12 protein-coding genes are annotated in these 15904 nt (G+C 69.6%); 1 reads left to right on the forward strand and 11 read right to left on the reverse strand.

All coding sequences use genetic code 11. The annotated features are described in order from the left end of the window. Positions 1–61: 61 nt before the first annotated feature. The 10 genes from ptsP to NP80_RS27095 form a co-directional block, all read right to left on the reverse strand. Positions 62–2644: a phosphoenolpyruvate--protein phosphotransferase gene (gene ptsP / locus NP80_RS27050; RefSeq protein ID WP_035488854.1), complete on the reverse strand. Its 2583-nt coding sequence runs from the start codon at positions 2642–2644 to the stop codon at positions 62–64. A gap of 15 nt (positions 2645–2659) precedes the next feature. Then, a complete protein-coding gene (locus tag NP80_RS27055) occupies positions 2660–3667 on the reverse strand; it encodes an SIS domain-containing protein (protein WP_035488852.1) in 1008 nt (335 codons plus the stop codon). Further along, entirely contained in the window at positions 3660–4763 is a 1104-nt protein-coding gene (gene nagA, locus NP80_RS27060; protein ID WP_006408764.1) for an N-acetylglucosamine-6-phosphate deacetylase, read from the reverse strand. The genes NP80_RS27055 and nagA overlap by 8 nt, the downstream gene beginning before the upstream one ends. 83 nt (positions 4764–4846) lie before the next feature. After that, positions 4847–5581, reverse strand: a complete 735-nt coding sequence (locus NP80_RS27065; protein ID WP_006398219.1) for a GntR family transcriptional regulator — start codon at positions 5579–5581, stop codon at positions 4847–4849. A gap of 319 nt (positions 5582–5900) precedes the next feature. Next, entirely contained in the window at positions 5901–9116 is a 3216-nt protein-coding gene (locus tag NP80_RS27070; protein ID WP_035488850.1) for an error-prone DNA polymerase, read from the reverse strand. Between the two features lie 6 nt (positions 9117–9122). After that, positions 9123–10610, reverse strand: coding sequence for a Y-family DNA polymerase (locus tag NP80_RS27075; protein ID WP_035488848.1), 1488 nt, complete (start codon positions 10608–10610; stop codon positions 9123–9125). After that, positions 10543–11250, reverse strand: a complete 708-nt coding sequence (gene imuA / locus NP80_RS27080) for a translesion DNA synthesis-associated protein ImuA (protein ID WP_045594365.1) — start codon at positions 11248–11250, stop codon at positions 10543–10545. The genes NP80_RS27075 and imuA overlap by 68 nt, the downstream gene beginning before the upstream one ends. 191 nt (positions 11251–11441) lie before the next feature. Beyond that, positions 11442–12236, reverse strand: coding sequence for an ABC transporter ATP-binding protein (locus NP80_RS27085; protein ID WP_006411770.1), 795 nt, complete (start codon positions 12234–12236; stop codon positions 11442–11444). A 1-nt stretch (position 12237) separates the two neighbouring features. Then, the gene (locus NP80_RS27090) at positions 12238–13134 is read right to left on the reverse strand and encodes an ABC transporter permease (protein ID WP_006398214.1); all 897 of its coding nucleotides are present in this window, start codon (positions 13132–13134) and stop codon (positions 12238–12240) included. Between the two features lie 137 nt (positions 13135–13271). Further along, the gene (locus tag NP80_RS27095) at positions 13272–14237 is read right to left on the reverse strand and encodes an ABC transporter substrate-binding protein (protein ID WP_006411769.1); all 966 of its coding nucleotides are present in this window, start codon (positions 14235–14237) and stop codon (positions 13272–13274) included. Positions 14238–14501: 264 nt separating this feature from the next. On the opposite strand from NP80_RS27095, the gene NP80_RS27100 reads away from it, so the two are divergent. Further along, positions 14502–14828 carry a VF_A0006 family four-cysteine protein gene (locus NP80_RS27100; RefSeq protein WP_006411768.1) on the forward strand — a complete coding sequence of 109 codons (327 nt, stop codon included), beginning with the start codon at positions 14502–14504 and terminating at the stop codon, positions 14826–14828. Between the two features lie 208 nt (positions 14829–15036). On the opposite strand, the gene NP80_RS27105 is transcribed toward NP80_RS27100, so the two are convergent. Further along, entirely contained in the window at positions 15037–15852 is an 816-nt protein-coding gene (locus tag NP80_RS27105) for a MetQ/NlpA family ABC transporter substrate-binding protein (protein WP_006407024.1), read from the reverse strand. Positions 15853–15904: the final 52 nt, after the last annotated feature.

The raw sequence follows: 15904 nt of genomic DNA on the forward strand, positions 1-15904 counted from the left end.
GTCTCGTCGTTGACTTGATTGCTTTCGTAGTAAAACGGGCCGCGAGCCCGCCGCCGACGACTCAGTCGAGCGGCCAGATCTCGCGGCTTGCTGCCCTGACCGCGTGGGCCGAATCGAGCGCGAGCAGATCCTGCGCACGCTGACGGCACAACGCGTAATCGAGACGGCGCACGCGCGCCTTGATGCCCGGCACCGATACCGGATCCACCGACAGTTCGGTCACGCCGAGGCCGACGAGGATCGGCACCGCGAGCGGATCGCCGCCGAGCGCGCCGCATACGCCGACCCACTTGCCGTGCTTTTCCGCGCCGCGCACCGCGAGGTCGATCAGGCGCAGCACGGCCGGATGCAGCCCGTCGGCCTGCGCGGCCAGATCGGCCTGGCAGCGGTCCATCGCGAGCGTGTATTGCGTGAGATCGTTGGTGCCGATCGACAGGAAATCTGCATGCTGCGCGAGCTGATCGGCGAGCAGCGCGGCCGACGGCACCTCGATCATCACGCCGACCTCGATCGGCTCGGTGCGGCCCTGCGCGCGCGCGAATTCGTCGATGCGCTTGCGCAGCCGCACCAGTTCGCCCGCATCGGTGACCATCGGCAGCAGGATGCGCACCGCACCGAACGGCTTGACCGCGAGCAGGCCCTGCAACTGATCGTCGAGCAGATCGGGACGCAGCTGCGCGAGGCGAATGCCGCGCAGTCCGAGCGCGGGATTCGGTTCCGGCGGCAGCGTCAGGTAGTCGACCTCCTTGTCGGCCCCGACGTCGAGCGTGCGGATGATCGCGGTGCGGCCCTGCAGCGCGTCGACGATCGCCTGATAGCTCTGCTGATGTTCGAGCATCGTCGGCGCGGCCTGCCGGTGGATGAACATCAGCTCGGTGCGCAGCAGGCCGACTGCATCCGCGCCGTTGTCGACGGCGGTGTTCGCGTCGTCGAGCGTCGCGATGTTCGCGGCCACTTCGATCGCGCGGCCGTCGGCGGTCGCGGCCGCCGCGCCGGCCATCCGGCGGTTCGCTTCGCGCACGCCGGCCAGACGCTCGCGCTCGTGGCGCGCGCGTTCGACGTCGAGCGCTGTCGGCGCATGTTCGAGCCGCCCGGCGCTCGCATCGACGACGACCTGCGTGCCGTCCGGAATCGCGTACAGCGCGTCGCCGACCGCGACGAGCGCCGGAATGCCGAGCTGCCGCGCGATGATCGCCGCATGCGAGGTCGCACCGCCGCGCGCCATCACGAGCGCGGTCACGCGCGCGCGATCGAGCGACGACAGATCGGACGGCGTGAATTCCTCGGCCGCGAGCACGGCCTCGTCGGGCAGCGCGCGTACCGCGCCGCTCGTGTGGCCGAGCGCGCGCAGCACGCGCTTCTCGATGTCGCGCAGGTCGGCCGCGCGCTCGGCGAGCAGCGCGTCGTCGAGCTTCGACAGCGTGTCGATCTGCGTGCGGATCGTCGCGCGCCAGGCGAAGCCCGCGCTCTTGCCGAGGCTGATCAGGTCGCGCGCCGCGTCGATCAGCGTCGGATCCTCGAGCAGCACGCGGTGCACCGCGAAGATGCCCGCTTCGCCGACCGCGCCGCGCGCCGATGCGCTGCGCACGGTGCCGTCGAGTTCCGCATCGACGGTCTTCAGCGCCTGATCGAGACGGCGGCTTTCCGCGGCCGGCGTGCCGGCGGCCTGTTCGGGCGGCACGATGTCGGCGTCGTCGAGCCGCACCAGCGTGCCGACCGCGATGCCGGGCGCCGCGCAGACTCCGGCGAGCGTGTTCGGCGCGAGCGGCGCGCCGCTGCGGTTCGCGACCGGCTGCGGCGCCGGCGACGTCAGCCGCGCCGGCTTTTCCTCGGCCTCGCCGTGCGCTTCGCGCAGCAGCTCGGCGGCAACCGCATCGACGGCCTGCTGCGCATGCGCGCCGCGGCCGACGAGCACGACCGTCGCACGTTCGCCCGCGCCGAGACCGAGCAGGCCGACGACGCTTTCGATCGGCGCCTTGCGGCCGTCGAAATGCACTTCGACGTGCGCGTCGTGCCCGCGCGCCGCTTCGCGCGCACGTGCGGCCGGCCGTGCATGCAGGCCGCCGGGCTGCGTGAGCACGAGCTCGCGCCGCACTTCGTTCATCGCGGCTGCGCCCGCCTGCGCGGCTTGCGCGGCGGCCTCGCCCTTGCCGCGCAGCGTGAGCAGCGGCGTCTCGCCGGCCGTCGCGAAACCGCTCGCGCGCTCGATCACGTCGAACGCATCGGAATTCGCGATCGCGATCACCGATACCAGCGAATGCGCAGTGCGCGCGACCGCGTCCTGATCGAACTCGATCAGCAGGTCGCCCGCTTCGACGCGCGCGCCGGCTTCGACGCGCGCGGTGAAGCCCTGCCCGTTCAGCTCGACGGTGTCGATGCCGATGTGCAGCAGCACTTCCGCGCCGTGCGGCGTCGTGATCGTCACCGCGTGCCCCGTGCGCGCGAGATGCGACACGATGCCCGCGCACGGTGCGACCAGCTTGCCGGCAAGCGGATCGATGCCGATGCCGTCGCCGAACATCCCGCCGGAGAACACCGGATCGGGCACGTCGGCCAGTGCGACGATCGGCCCCGTCAGCGGGGCAAGCAGGACGATCTGATCGTGGGTGGAACTCTTCAACTGGGACTCCTCGGCGCGTCTCATCGGCTGTCTCGGCTATCAGTGCGTTTCGGTGACTTTGTTCAGGTGGCGCGGCGTGTCGGGATTGCGGCCGCGCGCGACGGCAAGCTCGGCCGCCATCACGTAGAACGAAAGAATGGCGGCGATCGGGTCGAGCGCCGGATGGGCGGACGATGCGAGCGGCAGCGTCGCGCCCGGCGTGCCGGCGGGCGCCGCGACGAGCACGGCCGCGCCGCGGGCACGCATGTCGTCGGCGAGCTGCAGCAGGCCGGTCTGCTCGGGGCCCGGCGGCGCGAACACGAGCAGCGGGTAGTCGCGGTCGATCAGTTCCATCGGGCCGTGACGCACCTCCGCGCTCGAGAACGCCTCGGCCTGGATGCCGGACGTTTCCTTCAGCTTCAGCGCGGCTTCCTGCGCGATCGCGAGGCCGAGGCCGCGGCCGATCACGATCATCCGCTCGACGCCGGCGAGCGCGTCGACGGCCGGCGACCAGTCGAGCGCGCCCGCCTGCGCGAGCACGTCGGGCAGCCCGCGCAGCGCCGTCATCAGTGCGGCGTCGCGCTGCCAGAACGCGACGATCTGCGCGGACAGCGACAGCATCGCGATGTAGCTCTTCGTCGCCGCGACCGACAGCTCGGGGCCGGCCAACAGCGGCAACTGATGCTCGCACGCGTCGGCGAGCGGCGACGGCAGCACGTTCACGGCCGCCACCGTGCGCGCGCCGGCTTCGCGCAGCGCGGTCATCGTATTGACGAGATCGGGACTCTTGCCCGACTGCGAGAACGCGATCGCGAGCTGGTCCTGCACCTTCAGCGGCGCCTGCTGCAGCGTCGCGACCGACATCGGCAGCGACGCGACCGGCACGCCGAGGCGGCTCATCGTCAGGCTCGCGAAATAGCTCGCGGCATGATCGGAGCTGCCGCGCGCGACCGTCAGCGCGACGGCCGGCGGATGATCCATCAGCTGGCCGGCGAGCGCTTCGACGCGCGTCGTGTCGGCAAGCTGCGCGGCGACGACCCGGGCGGACTCGCGCGCTTCGTTAAGCATATTCGACAATCGATTCTCCTTCGACGTAGGTCGCGGTGAGGTTCAGGTCGCGATCGAACACGACGAGGTCGGCCCACGCGCCGCGCTCGAGGCGGCCGCGATCGGCGAGACCGAGGTAGTCGGCCGCATAGCGCGACATCCGGTTCGACACGTCGGCGATCGGCAGACCGAGCGACACGAGGTTGCGCAATGCCTGGTCCATCGTCAGCGTGCTGCCGGCGAGCGTGCCGTCGGCGAGACGCACGCCGCCGAGGCACTTCGTCACGTGCTGGCTGCCGAGCCGGTATTCGCCGTCGGGCATGCCGGTCGCCGACGTGCTGTCGGTCACGACGTACAGTCGCGGAATCGCGCGCAGCGCCGCGCGGATCGCGCCCGGATGCACGTGCAGCAGATCGGGAATGATTTCCGCGTATTCGGCGTGCGCGAGCGCCGCGCCGACGAGGCCGGGATTGCGGTGATGGAGCGGCGACATCGCGTTGAACAGGTGCGTGAAGCCGCACGCGCCGTGCTTGAGCGCTGCGACGGCATCGTCGTACGTCGCGAGCGAGTGGCCGAGCTGCACGCGCACGCCGCGCGCGGCCATCTCGCCGATGATCTCGATATGGCCGGCGATTTCCGGCGCGAGCGTGACGACGCGGATCGGCGCGATCGACAGATACTTCAGCACTTCGTCGAGCACCGCCGACACGGCGGCGTCCGGCTGCGCACCGAGCTTGCCGGGATTGATGTACGGGCCTTCGAGATGCACGCCGAGCACGCGTGCGCCGCCGGGCGTGCGCATGCGCGCCGCGGTGCCGAGGTTCGCGACAACTTCCATCAATTCGTCGCGCGGCGCGGTCATCGTCGTCGCGAGCAGGCTCGTCGTGCCGAATTGCGCGTGCGTGCGCGCGATCGTCTCGATCGCGTCGCCGCCTTCCATCACGTCGGCGCCGCCGCCGCCGTGCACGTGCAGGTCGATGAAACCGGGCAGGATGTACGGCGCGTCGTTCTTCGCGGGATCGGCGGGCGCGCCGTCGAGGGTGGTGATGCGGCCGTTCTCGCTGTCGAGCGAGCCGTGTATCCAGCCGTCGGGAGTCAGGATGTTGCCAGTCAGCATGACGTTCTCTTGAGGATCGGGTGACGCGGGCATCCGCGTCGTGATGTGCGAATCGGTTGCATGTCGGCGCGCAGTGTCGCGCGTCAGCGTTTCAGTTCGGCGACGAAGTCGTAGTAGTCGTCGCGGCAATACGTTTCGGTCACTTCGATCGCGCGCTGGTCGGCACCGTAGCCGATACGCGTGATCACGAGCAGCGCGGCGCCCGGCTTCACGGCCATCCACTTCGCGATCTCGCGCGTCGCGTTGACCGCGCGAAAGTGCTGCAGCGCGCGCACCACGTTCATGCCGCGCGCTTCGAGGTATTCGTACAGCGACGCGCCGAGCGCGAGCGGATCGGGCACGACCGCGGCCGGCAGCGTCGAATGCTCGACGGCCATCACGATGCCGTCCGCGCGGCGCAGCCGTTCGAGCCGCGCGACCGTCGCGCCCGGCGCGAGACCGAGATGCGTGAGCTCCGCGCGCGTCGCCGCGCGCAGCCGGCGCTCGAGCCAGACCGAATCGGGCATGAAGCCGCGCTGGCGCATCTTCGCGGTGAAGCCGACGAGCCGCGACAGCGGATCGGCGACGCGCGGCGTGATGAAGCTGCCCGCGCCGCGCGAGCGCCTGATGAGGCCCTGCTCGACCAGCAGCGCGAGCGCACGTCGCGCCGTGATCCGCGAGACGCCGACCGACGCCGACAGCGCGCGCTCCGACGGCAGCGCCTCGCCGGCCCGCCAGGTGCCGCCGTGAATCGCGCCGGCCAGCTTGCGGGCGAGCTGCAGATAGAGCGGCGTATCGCTGAGCGGATCGGGCGCCAGTTCGGACCAGCCGGTTTCCATGTGCCTCCGGGTGTCGGACGACGACCGCGAGCCGTCGAAAGTGAACGCATTATATAACCACCATAATACCAGTCAACGAACTGGTATTAGCGCGTCGAAAATCGCCGGGAGCCTTGCCCGGCAAGCGGTTTAGTTGGCGCAAAGCCTTTGTTTACAACGCGATTCTGGATAGGGATTTACCCGGACCGGTCTGCCTGCGCGCGCATTCCGGGGGCTCGAACGACACGTTTAGGCCGCAAGAAACGGGACCAGAATAGAACCAGTTCGCGAAACTGGTATGCACCGGCGACGCGTGCCGGCGGGCGGCCGGCTCGGTGCCTCACTGGAACTCGCGCGTCGTCGTGCGCAGGCCGCCGAGCAGCGGAGTGAGGTCCTCGAAATGCTGCGCGACGAGGTGCCTCACGTCGCTGACGACCTGCCAGACGCCCGACGCGGCGAGCAAGCGCGAATCGAGCGTTTCGCGGCGTTGCCGCGCGAGCAGCTCGGGGCGCACGATCACGTTCACGCAGCCCGTTTCGTCCTCGAGCGTCATGAACAGCACGCCTTTCGCGGTGCCCGGCATCTGCCGCGCGATCACGATGCCGCATGCGCGCGCGAGCCGGCCGTCCGGACGATCGCGCAGCTCGGCCGCGGACGACAGCCGCCGCGCGCGCAGCGCGGGCCGCAGCAGCGCGACCGGATGACGGTTCAGCGTGAGGCCGGTCGTGTCGTAGTCGGCGAGAATCTCGTCGGCTTCCGACGGCGCGCCGAGCGCCGGCCGCTCCGCTTCGTCGATCGGCGCGGCCGCGAGCAGATCGCGATCCGGCGCCGCGGCGACGGCCTGCCACAATGCGTCGCGGCGGTGGCCGGCGAGCGTCGCAAGCGCGTTCGCGGCAGCCAGCGCTTCGAGGTCGCGACGCTCGAGCTGGGCGCGGCGCGCGAGCGCATCGACGTTCTCGAACGGGCCGGCCGCGCGCGCGGCTTCGATGCGCCGCGCGGCGGCCTCGCCGAAGCCGCGCACGAGCGACAGCCCGAGCCGCACCGCGGGATCGCCGTCCGGCGGGGCGGCGCCGGGCAGCGCTTCGAGCGAGGTCTCCCAGTTGCTTTTCGTCACGTCGACCGGAAACACGGTCACGCCATGACGCCGCGCATCCTGCACGAGTTGCGCGGGCGCATAGAAGCCCATCGGCTGGCTGTTCAGCAGCGCGGCAACGAAGATCGCCGGTTCGTGGCATTTGAGCCAGCTGCTCGCGTACGCGAGTTTCGCGAAGCTCGCCGCGTGGCTCTCGGGAAAGCCGTATTCGCCGAAGCCCTTGATCTGCTCGAAGATCTGCTCGGCGAACTCGCGCGTGTATCCGCGCTCGAGCATCCCGTTGACGATCTGGTCGTGATATTTGCCGAGATCGCCCTTGCGCTTCCAGGCTGCCATCGCGCGCCGCAGCGCATCGGCCTCGTCCGGCGTGAAGCCCGCCGCGACGATCGCGATCTGCATCACCTGTTCCTGGAAGATCGGCACGCCGAGCGTGCGTTCGAGCACCGCCTTGAGCGCGTCGCTCGGATACGTGACCTCGCCCTCTTCTTCGCCGGCCACGATCCTGCGCCGCTTCAGATACGGATGCACGGCGCCGCCCTGAATCGGCCCGGGCCGCACGATCGATACCTGGATCACGAGGTCGTAGTATTCGCGCGGCTTCAGGCGCGGCAGCATCGACATCTGCGCGCGCGACTCGATCTGGAACACGCCGACCGTGTCGGCGCGGCAGATCATGTCGTAGGTGTCGTCGTCGTGGCGCGGAATGTGGTCGAACCCGAACGGCTTCCCGTCCGGCTGCAGGCCGCGCCACGCGGTGATCATGTCGAATGCGCGATGCAGCGCCGACAGCATCCCGAGCGCGAGCACGTCGACCTTCAGCAAGCCGAGCGCTTCGAGATCGTCCTTGTCCCACTGGATCACGCGCCGCCCGTCCATCGCGGCATTCTCGACCGGCACGAGCCGCGTGAGCTTGCCGCGGCTGATCACGAAACCGCCCGAGTGCTGCGACAGATGGCGCGGAAAATTGAGCAGCCGCGCGGCGAGCTCCGCCCAGGTGCGGATCAGCGGCGTCGCGGGATCGAGCCCGACCATCTCGAACTGCTGCAGCAGATCGCGGCTGCCGTCGAACCATCGATGCCCTTTCGCGACACGATCGACGAGCATCGGATCGACACCGAGCGCCTTGCCGGTTTCGCGCAGCACGCCGCGCGGCCGATAGGTCGAGACGGCCGCCGCGATCGCCGCGCGATGCTTGCCGTATTTTTCGTAGATGTGCTGAATCACTTCCTCGCGCCGCTGATGCTCGAAGTCGACGTCGATGTCGGGCGGCTCGCCGCGATTCTCGCTGATGAAGCGTTCGAACAGCAGCGTGCTCTGCTCGGGATCCACCTCGGTGATGCCGAGGCAATAACAGACGGCCGAATTCGCCGCCGAACCGCGCCCTTGGCACAGGATGTTCCGGCTGCGCGCGTATTTGACGATGTCGTAGACAGTCAGGAAGAACGGTTCGTAGCTCAGCTTCGCGATCAGATCGAGTTCATACCGGATCTGCTGTTCCACTTTCTCCGGCACACCCTGCGGATAACGTTCAATCGCGCCGGCCTTGGTCTCCTGTTCCAGATAACTGGTCGGCGTATGTCCGGGAGGCACGATCTCGTCCGGATACTCGTAGCGCAGCGTATCGAGTTCGAAATGACACGCATCGAGAATCGCACACGTCTGCGCGATCTCGTCCGCCGAAAACAGCTTCGCGATACGCGCAAGCGAACGCAGATGCTGCTCCGCATTCGGCGCGAGCGCATAGCCGCACTCGGACACCGGCGTCCCGAGCCGGATCGCCGTCATCACGTCCTGCAGCGGCTTGCACGAGCGCCGGTGCATCGTCACGTCGCCGAGCGCGACGACGCGCACGCCGCGCCGCGCGCCGGCCGCACGAATCTCGTCGCGCTGCGGGCCGTCCAGCGCGCGTTGCAGCTGCACGAGCCCGAGCCGCGCACGCTCGCCGAACGTCGCGCGAAACCACGCGACCTGCGCGTCGAGTACATCTGCGCGCACCGGATACACGGGCACGAGAATCGCAAAACAGTCGGGCATCCCGCGCAGGTGCGCGAATTCCTCGGGCGGCCTCGACAGCATGCGCGGCGTCAGCTTGTACGTGCCTTTCGGCGCGGCCATCCGTCGCCATGAAATCAGCTCGGACAGGTTGCCGTAGCCTTCGCGATTCTGCGCGAGCAGCACGAGCCCGAATGCGCCGGGCCCCGGGTCGTGACCGGGCGGAGCCTCATCCGGCGTGACCTCGAAGTACGAACCGATGATCAGCGGCAAGCCGGCGGCCCGCGCCGCGACATGCATCCGCGGTGCGCCCGCGAGCGAGCATTCGTCGGTGATCGCGATGCCGCGATAGCGGAGCTTCACGGCGCGCGCGACCAGCTCCTCCGCATGCGATGCGCCATGCAGGAACGAAAAGTTCGAACGGCAGAACAACTCCGCATAAGCGGGCAGCAACCGGGATTCCGCAACCATCGCCGCTCACCCGAACAGGCCGTGCAGAAACCAGTGCGGGTCTGCCTGACTGCTCATTCGTTCCCTGAATATCCAGTAGCACGCGCCCTCTTCGTCTTGCGCCACGTAGTAATCGCGCGCGATCGTTTGACCGTCGAACCACCCTGCCTCGATCCGCTCGGGCGACGACATCGGCCTGAGCGGCGTATGGAACACCGGCCGGTTCTCGCGCATCAGCAGCGGCAACGGCTCGGGCAGCAGCCATACGGGACGCGGCGGCACCGCCGGCGGCGCGCCCGGCGGCTTGCCGGCCTGCGCATCGAGCGGCAGCCAGCGATTCGCGGCTTCGGGCCGATGATCGGCCACCGGCGCCGCGCACAGCACGTTCTCGGCGCCGAGCCGCGCGACCAGCAGTTCGAGCAGCCGCGCGCGCGTCTCCTTCGTGCCGCCCGGCTCGGGAAACAGATCGTCGGCCGGCGGCGCGACCGATTCGACGCGCGTGGCCTTCAGGCGCACCGCGATCACCGCGGCCGGCAATTCGACGCGCGCAAGCCGTTCGCCGAGCAGCCGCATGAAATGCGCTTCGTCGCGCACGGGCGCGGCGAACGCGAGTTCGAGCGACGTGGGCGGCACGGCCTGGCGGCCGCGCTCGTGCTCGAGATCGAACGTCATCGCAGCCAGCGACAACTGCCGCGCGGCGAGCCAGCCGCACAACTGCACGACGAGACGCCGCGCGACGAACAGCACGGCTTCCGCATAGTCGACGCGCTCCGCCAATTCGAGCCGCACGTCGAACACCGGCGGCACCGCCATCCATGCCAGCGGCTCGACCGCCTCGCCATAGGCGCGATCGAGCGCGGCCAGCAGCGCCGGCCCGCAACGGCGCTGCAGCCCCTTGCGCGGCAGCCCGCGCAGATCGGCGAGCGTGCGGCAGCCGAGGCCGTCGAACCAGCCGGCATACGGACGCGCGTCGGGCAGCAGCACGCAGGGCAGCGCGTCGAGCGCGCGAACGAGCGATGCGCGGCGCGCGACGCGGCGCCGGCTGCGCATACGGGCCGACGCGCGCGCAAGCAGCCACGCGCCGCCGGCGGTCGGCGCGGCGGACATGCGTGCCGCATAGCCGAGCGCCGCGAGCGTCGCGCGCACTTGCCGGCACAGCGACGGCAAGCCGCCGAACAGGCGCAGGCTCGGACCGACGTCGACGACGAGCGTCGCTTCGTCGGCCAGTGCGACGTTCGGCGAAAAGCGCAGCAGCGCGAGCGCGACCGCGCGCAGCGCATCGGCTTCGCGCGCGGGATCGCGTTCGACGAGCTGCGTGTCGGGTGCGAGCGTCAGCACGCCGCCGCGCTTCATGCCCGCGCGCACGCCCTGCCGCCGCGCGGCCGCATCGGCGATCAGCACGACGCCCTGCTCGAGCACCGCGCAGCCGGCGCCGCCCGCATCGCCGTCAGACGGCGGCGCGGCGCACACGTCGAGCGGCAGGCGCGGCAGATGGATGCCGAGCAAGACGCGCATAGCGGCTCTCCACGATGGGCGACGGCAGGTCGAGTTCGAGCGGCTCGCTGCGCGCGGGCCCGCGGCGCTTCACGATGTCGAGCGACACGCCGCCCGGCGCCGGATACAGCGCGACGCGCAGCACCGCAGGCGACGGCTGCCGCGCGGCCGACAGCGGGCGCAGCATCACGAACAGCGTGTCGCCGGTGCGCGCGGCCGCGAGATGCAGACGCCGCAGCGCGTCGGGCCGCGCATCCTGCCATAGCAGCAGCGCGCCGCAGCAGCCGGTCTTGAGCGCCTGCTCGGCGGCCCACAACGCATCGATGCGGCTGCCGGCGCGCAGCCACAGCAGCGACTCCGGCGGCAAGCCGAGCGCGGCGAGCGCGGCCGCATGCGGCCATTGCGGCGGCGCGACGAGCGCGAGCGGCCGCCGCGCGCTGACGGTGCGCGCGAGCGCGGGCGCGAGCAGCCGCATCTCGCCGCAGCCCGGCTGCGCGGCCAGCAGCTCGATCAGCCCGCCGACCGGCCAGCCGCCGCCCGGCAGTTCGGCGGACAGCGGCGCGAAGCCCGTGTCGATCGTGCGCGGACCGCCGCGCGCGAGCTGCGAGCCGCGCCAGAGCGACGGATGAAGGGATTCGGGGGACAGGGATGAAGCGGACATCATGCGACTCGATGCTGTATGGATATACAGTATAGAGGATCGCGTTGGGCGCTGTCAGGCCTCAACAAAAAGGGTCATGCAGATTGCCGGAGCCGCCCCCAGGCGGCTATGCGCCCGCAAACGACGCGGGCCGCCGCGGCGACGCGCACGCTGCGCGCCAGCCGCGGCGGCCCGATCGGCCGAGCGGGCGCTCAGCTCAGCAGCAGCGCGTCGTCGTCGAGCTGCTCGTGCCGCACCTTCTCGAACATCTGCAGCAGATCCGGCACGTCGAGCCCGCGACGCGCGTCGCCCGACACGTCGAGCACGACCTGCCCCTGATGCAGCATCACCGTGCGATCGCCGTAATCGAGCGCCTGCCGCATGCTGTGCGTGACCATCATCGTCGTCAGCTTGCTGTCGGCGACGATGCGCGCGGTCAACTCCAGCACGAACGCGGCCGTTTTCGGATCGAGCGCGGCCGTGTGCTCGTCGAGCAGCAGGATCCGCGACGGCCGCAGCGACGCCATCAGCAGGCTCACCGCCTGACGCTGGCCGCCCGACAGCAGCCCGATCCGGTCGGTCAGCCGGTTCTCGAGGCCGAGATTCAGCAGGCGCAGCTTGTCGCGGAACAGCTCGCGCGACGGACGATCGAGCGCCGCGCGAAACCCGCGCCGCGCGCCGCGCGCCATCGCGAGCGCCATGTTCTCCTCGATCGTCAGCGCCTCGCAGGTGCCGGCCATCGGATCCTGGAACACGCGCGCGACGAGATGCGCACGGTCCCATGCGGGCTGGCGCGTGACGTCCGTGCCGTCGATCGCGATGCGGCCCGAATCGACGCGCTGGTCGCCGCTGATCGCATTCAGGAACGTCGACTTGCCGGCGCCGTTCGAACCGATCACCGCGACGAACTGGCCGTCGGGAATCTCGAGCGACAGCCCGCGCAGCGCGCGCGTCTCGATCGGCGTGCCGGGATTGAACGTGAGTTTGAGGTCTTGTGCGGACAGCATGTCATGCCCCTCCGTTCTTGCGCGCGAACAGCTTCTTGCGCGTCGCCGGCAGCACCAGCGCGATCGTGACGAGCGCAGCCGTCACGAGGTTCAGGTCCTGCGCCTTCAGGCCGATGAATTCGCTGTTCAGCGCGAGCGCGATGAAGAAGCGATAGACGATCGCGCCGAGCACGACCGCGAGCGTCGTCAGCACGAGCCGGCGCGCGGGCAGCAGCGTCTCGCCGATGATCACCGCCGCGAGCCCGATCACGATCGTGCCGATCCCCATCGAGATGTCGGCGCCGCCCTGCGTCTGCGCGAACAGCGCGCCGGCGAGCGCGACGAGCGCGTTCGACAGCGCCATCCCGGCGAGCGTCGCACGGCCCGTCGCGATGCCTTGCGCGCGCGCCATCCGCGGATTCGCGCCGGTCGCGCGCATCGCGAGACCGAGCTGCGACGAGAAGAACCAGTCGAGGCCGAGCTTCGCGACCACGACGACGAGCGCGAGCAGCGCCGGACGCAGCACGTAGTCGGGCAGCCAGTCGGGCTGCAGCACCGTGAAGACGGTCGGCTCGGTGATCAGCGGCACGTTCGGACGGCCCATGATCCGCAGGTTCACCGAATAGAGCGCGATCATCATCAGGATGCTGGCGAGCAGATCCATGATCTTCAGGCGCACGTTGAGCCAGCCCGTCACGAACCCGGCGAGTGCGCCCGCGACGATCGCGAGACAGGTCGACGTGAACGGGTCGTAGCCGGCGGAGATCAGCGTCGCGGCGACCGCGCCGCCGAGCGGAAAGCTGCCGTCGACGGTCAGGTCGGGGAAGTTGAGGATGCGAAACGAGATCAGCACCCCGAGGGCGACGAGACTGAAGATCAGGCCGATCTCCAGCGCACCCAGAAACGAGAACAGAGACATGATGGAAAATCCTGTTGCCTCCCGGCCGCGCGTGTGCGGCCGGGCCAAGCGAACGAGCGGCCCCGGTGGGGGCCGCCCGTCCGGCGGTGTCGAGCAGGCCCCGATCGGGCCTTCGGGCGCAGCCGGCAGGCTGCGGCTTACTTGATGACCGTCTTCGCTTCCTTCACGAGATCCGGCGAGAGCGTCACGCCCTGCTTCGCCGCCGCGCCCGTGTTCACGAACAGCTCGAGGTTGCTGCTCGTCTCGGAGGCGATCGTGCCCGGCTTCTCGCCCTTCAGGATACGCGCGACGACCTTGCCCGTCTGCCGGCCGAGGTCGCCGTAGTTGATGCCGAGCGCCGCGATGCCGCCGCGTTTCACGCTGTCGGTGTCGCCGGCGACGAGCGGAATCTTCGCCTCGTTCGCGACCTTCACGAGCGCTTCGTACGCGGACACGACGTTGTTGTCGGTATTCGTGTAGATCACGTCGACCTTGCCGATCAGGCTCTTCGCGGCCGGGCCGATGTCGACGGTGCGCGGCGCGGCCGCTTCCTTCAGCGTCATGCCCTGCTTCGCGAGAATCTCCTTGAGCTCCTTCACGACGACGACCGAATTCGCCTCGCCCGGGTTGTAGACCATGCCGACCGTCTTCGCCTTCGGCACGACGCGCTTGATCAGCGCGACCTGGCGATCGAGCGGCAGCTTGTCCGACACGCCCGTCACGTTGGTGCCCGACGGACCCCAGCCCTTCACGAGCTGCGCTGCGACCGGATCGGTCACGCCCGAATAGACGACCGGCACGCTCTTGGTGGCCGCGACGACCGCCTGCGCGGCCGGCGTCGCGATCGCGACGATCACGTCGGGCTGGTCGCCGACGAACTTGCGCGCGATCTGCGCGGCCGTGCCGGTGTTGCCCTGCGCGCTCTGGTATTCCCACTTGAGCTTGTCGTCGCCGTAGCCTTCCGCCTTCAGTTCGGCACGCACGCCGTCGCGGATCGCATCGAGTGCCGGGTGATCGACGATCGACAGCACCTTGACGGTTTGCGCGTGCGCGGCGCCGGCGAGCGCGAGTGCGGCCACGCCGGCCGTGATCGAACGGATCGCGAAAGTCTTGAAACGCTTCATGGGTGAGTCTCCCCCGTATTGTCGGTTCTGGATGATGGATTTCGCGCCGCGGCGGGCACCGCCCGCGCGAAACGGCGGCGGCCGGCCCGCGTGCGTGCCCCGGGAAGGCACGCGGCGGCGAACGCACGAGCATACCATTTCCGCAGACCACCGCCTGACTCCGCGCTTTCGTGCGCCGCGCCGCCGCCGCGGCCCGACGCGGCCCGACGCGTGCAGCGCTTTACGCTATGCTGTCGGCGGCCCTTTCATGTCATCGGGACGCCCATGCCTCCGGATCTCCGCTCGATCGCGACCGTTGCCGCGATCTCGATCGCCGCCGTGCTGCCGCCGCTGCCGGCCGTCGCATCCGGCCTCGCCGACGGCGACGCGCAATACGATCAGTGCATGCTGCAGGCGCTGCGCGAGAGCCGCAATGGCGCGGCGGCGCAACTGATCCAGCGCTCGTGCGACGCGCTGTACCGCAACAGCGCGATGCTGCTGCCGCGCGAGCGGCGCTATCACGAGTGCATCGTGCAGTCGCTGCCCGGCGTGCGCGACAACTATGCGATCCAGCAGATCATGGCGATCTGCTCGCGACGCGGCGAGATGTGAGCGCCGTCATGCAGACACGGTGGGCCGCGCGGCGCTTGTCGTTCGCGAAAAGGGCGCCCGCACGAGGCAGGCCCTGTCGTTTCGGCGGCCGTTCAGGCCTTGTCGGCCGCTCGCGGTCATGCGTGCCGGACGAGCACCGCTCCGCGCGCCGCCGGACGAAAAAAAGGCCTGCACGCAGGCAGGCCTTCGTTCGATCGTCCGATCGCGTTCAGAACGACGCGACCATCGAGCCCTTGAACTGCTTCTTGATGAATTCCTTCACCTCCGGCGACTGGTACGCCTTGACCAGCTTCTTCACCCACGGCTGATCCTTGTCCTTCGTGCGCACGGCGATCACGTTCGCGTACGGGCTCGTCAGCGACTCGAGCGCGATCGCGTCCTTCGTCGGCTGCAGGTTCGCGGCGAGCGCGTAGTTCGTGTTGATCACGGCCGCGTCGACGTCCGGCAGCACGCGCGGCAGTTGCGCGGCGTCGAGCTCGGAGATCTTCAGCTTCTTCGGATTGTCGGCGATGTCGAGCACCGTCGCGTTGTTGCCGCCCGTGCCGGCGCCGGCCTTCAGCTTGATCGCGCCCTGCGCCTGCAGCAGCAGCAGCGCGCGGTTCTCGTTCGACGGATCGTTCGGCACCGCGATCTTCGCGCCTTGCGGCAGCTCCTTCAGCGACTTGAACTTCTTCGAATAAACGCCGATCGGCGAGATGTAGGTCAGACCGACCGTCACGATCTTGTAGCCGCGCTGCTTCACCTGGCTGTCGAGATAAGGCTGGTGCTGGAAGCTGTTCGCGTCGAGATCGCCCGCGTCGAGCGCCGCGTTCGGCTGCACGTAGTCGTTGAACTCGACGACCTTCACGTTCAGGCCTTCCTTCTCCTTCGCCACCTTCTGCACGACCTGCCACACCTCGGCATCCGGACCGGCGACCGTGCCGACCTTGATGACCTTGTCTTCGGCGTGCGCGCCCGCCGACATCGTCAGCGCGGCACCGGCGGCCAGCACGGAAAAGACTTTCAGGAGACTGCGACGCTTCATCTGGTTTCTCGCTTTCTTGCAAACTGGAAATGGGGCGCGATACGGGTATCCC

Source organism: Burkholderia multivorans ATCC BAA-247 (genome assembly GCF_000959525.1).
Lineage (GTDB): Bacteria > Pseudomonadota > Gammaproteobacteria > Burkholderiales > Burkholderiaceae > Burkholderia > Burkholderia multivorans.

Bases quoted from the DNA above. Each gene is read 5' to 3' on its own strand.
- NP80_RS27055 (WP_035488852.1), bottom strand. From the start codon at position 3,667: ATGCTTAACGAAGCGCGCGAGTCCGCCCGGGTCGTCGCCGCGCAGCTT.
- NP80_RS27095 (WP_006411769.1), bottom strand. From the start codon at position 14,237: ATGAAGCGTTTCAAGACTTTCGCGATCCGTTCGATCACGGCCGGCGTG.
- NP80_RS27065 (WP_006398219.1), bottom strand. From the start codon at position 5,581: ATGGAAACCGGCTGGTCCGAACTGGCGCCCGATCCGCTCAGCGATACG.
- ptsP (WP_035488854.1), bottom strand. From the start codon at position 2,644: ATGAGACGCGCCGAGGAGTCCCAGTTGAAGAGTTCCACCCACGATCAG.
- NP80_RS27075 (WP_035488848.1), bottom strand. From the start codon at position 10,610: ATGCGCGTCTTGCTCGGCATCCATCTGCCGCGCCTGCCGCTCGACGTG.
- imuA (WP_045594365.1), bottom strand. From the start codon at position 11,250: ATGTCCGCTTCATCCCTGTCCCCCGAATCCCTTCATCCGTCGCTCTGG.
- NP80_RS27070 (WP_035488850.1), bottom strand. From the start codon at position 9,116: ATGGTTGCGGAATCCCGGTTGCTGCCCGCTTATGCGGAGTTGTTCTGC.
- NP80_RS27105 (WP_006407024.1), bottom strand. From the start codon at position 15,852: ATGAAGCGTCGCAGTCTCCTGAAAGTCTTTTCCGTGCTGGCCGCCGGT.
- NP80_RS27085 (WP_006411770.1), bottom strand. From the start codon at position 12,236: ATGCTGTCCGCACAAGACCTCAAACTCACGTTCAATCCCGGCACGCCG.
- NP80_RS27100 (WP_006411768.1), top strand. From the start codon at position 14,502: ATGCCTCCGGATCTCCGCTCGATCGCGACCGTTGCCGCGATCTCGATC.
- nagA (WP_006408764.1), bottom strand. From the start codon at position 4,763: ATGCTGACTGGCAACATCCTGACTCCCGACGGCTGGATACACGGCTCG.
- NP80_RS27090 (WP_006398214.1), bottom strand. From the start codon at position 13,134: ATGTCTCTGTTCTCGTTTCTGGGTGCGCTGGAGATCGGCCTGATCTTC.